The organism is Nocardia sp. NPDC058497, from assembly GCF_042720195.1.
Lineage (GTDB): Bacteria > Actinomycetota > Actinomycetes > Mycobacteriales > Mycobacteriaceae > Nocardia.
This window is the reverse complement of sequence record NZ_JBHXMY010000919.1, coordinates 1-1546: the sequence shown is the minus strand read 5'-3', so window position 1 is coordinate 1546 and position 1546 is coordinate 1. Positions and strand designations below refer to the sequence as shown.

2 protein-coding genes are annotated in these 1546 nt (G+C 67.7%); both read left to right on the top strand.

Annotation, left to right across the window (positions count from 1 at the left end; all coding sequences use genetic code 11):
* Positions 1-20: 20 nt before the first annotated feature.
* Positions 21-1121, top strand: coding sequence for an MCE family protein (locus ACFWPJ_RS32460; protein ID WP_378857290.1), 1101 nt, complete (start codon positions 21-23; stop codon positions 1119-1121).
* A partial coding sequence (locus tag ACFWPJ_RS32455; RefSeq protein ID WP_378857288.1) for an MlaD family protein occupies positions 1118-1546 on the top strand: 429 nt, incomplete at its 3' end. The genes ACFWPJ_RS32460 and ACFWPJ_RS32455, both read left to right, overlap by 4 nt.

The window sequence follows — 1546 nt, the reverse complement described above, 5'->3', positions numbered from 1 at the left end:
GCCGTACAGGGGTGCAACTGATGAACACACGACACACGTCCAAGCTGGCGGCGGTGTGCCTGACCGCGCTGCTCGCCTCCGGCTGCGCCCTGCTGCCCGACAGCGTGACCGGGCTCGGTAACCGGATGCTGAGCGAACAAAAGCGCATCAGCGCCGACTTCGAGAATGTCGCCGGACTGTATGCGGGCAACCAGGTCTCGGTACTCGGCGTCCCCGTCGGCGTCGTCGACTCGGTGACCCCGCGCGGCAGCTACGTGGAAGTGGTGATGTCGATCGACCGGGATGTGCGGATCCCGGCCGAGGCGATGGCGGCGCTGGTCTCGCCGCAGCTGATCACCAACCGGCACGTCGAACTGGCCCCCGCCTACACCGGGTCGGGGCCCGAACTCGCCGACGGCGCGCATCTGCCGCTGACCCGCACCAGGACACCGGTCGAACTCGACCGGATCCTGGCCAATTTCGACCAGCTCGGCGACGCGCTCAAAGGCGGCAGCGAGACCGGCCCGATGGCCAGTCGCGTCCTGTTCCCGCTGCTCGACGGCAACGGCGACCGGCTGCGCGAAACACTCGACGAACTCTCGGCCGCGTTCGAGGTGACCTTCGCCAACAAGGACCAGATCGCCAACACCATCGTGAAATTGAGCGAGATCACCCAGATCATCGCCGAGAACGACCAGACCGTGCGGGATTTCAGCGGCCGGATCACCGAACTGATCGCCCTGTTCGGGCAGCAGTCCCCCGGCCTGCAAGCGGTGCTGACCCAGCTCGACGACTTCATCACCAATACCTCGTCGGTGCTGGGCCAGAACCAGGACCAGCTCGCGGGCGCGCTCACCAAATTCGTGGCGATCGCCGCCCAGATGCGGGCCAATGCGCGCAATCTCACCGAGATCGTCGACGTCGCGCCGCTGCTGTTCCAGAACGTCGACAACGCGGTCAGCCGGGAACGCCAGGCGCTGCGCCTGCACGGTCTGCTCGACAAGATCGTGCTGGACAGCGAGGCGCTGTCGCTGTTCTGCGAACGCGTCCAGATGCGCCTCGACGGGTGCCGCACCGGAAAGATCGCCGATATGGGCCCGGATTTCGGGTTGACCGCCGCGCTGTTGGGACTGACGAAATGAACCTTCGCTCGGCTCTGGCGGCCACCATGTGCGCCGCCGCCGTCGCTTCGACGAGCACCGCGTGCTCGATGACCGTGGCCGAACTGCCGATGCCCGAACCTGGTATCGGCGGGCCCGGCTACACCCTGCACGCCACCTTCCGCGACGCGCTGAACCTGCCCGACCGGGCCCACGTCAAGATCGGTGGCACCGATATCGGTGTCGTCACCGGCATTTCCACGACCTCGTTCCTGGCCGATGTGGAGATGCAGATCCGCCAGGACATCCAGTTGCCGGAGGGCACCACCGCGGAGTTGCGGCAGGCCACCCCGCTGGGCGACATCTTCGTCGCCATGACCCTGCCGACGGCCGAGGCCGCGGGCCCGCCGTTGCGGGCGGGCGCGACCATCGGCGCCGAGCTGACCGCTTCGGCGGCCTCGGTGGAC

Coding starts and splice junctions, on each gene's coding strand:
- ACFWPJ_RS32460 (WP_378857290.1), top strand. CDS start 21: ATGAACACACGACACACGTCCAAGCTGGCGGCGGTGTGCCTGACCGCG.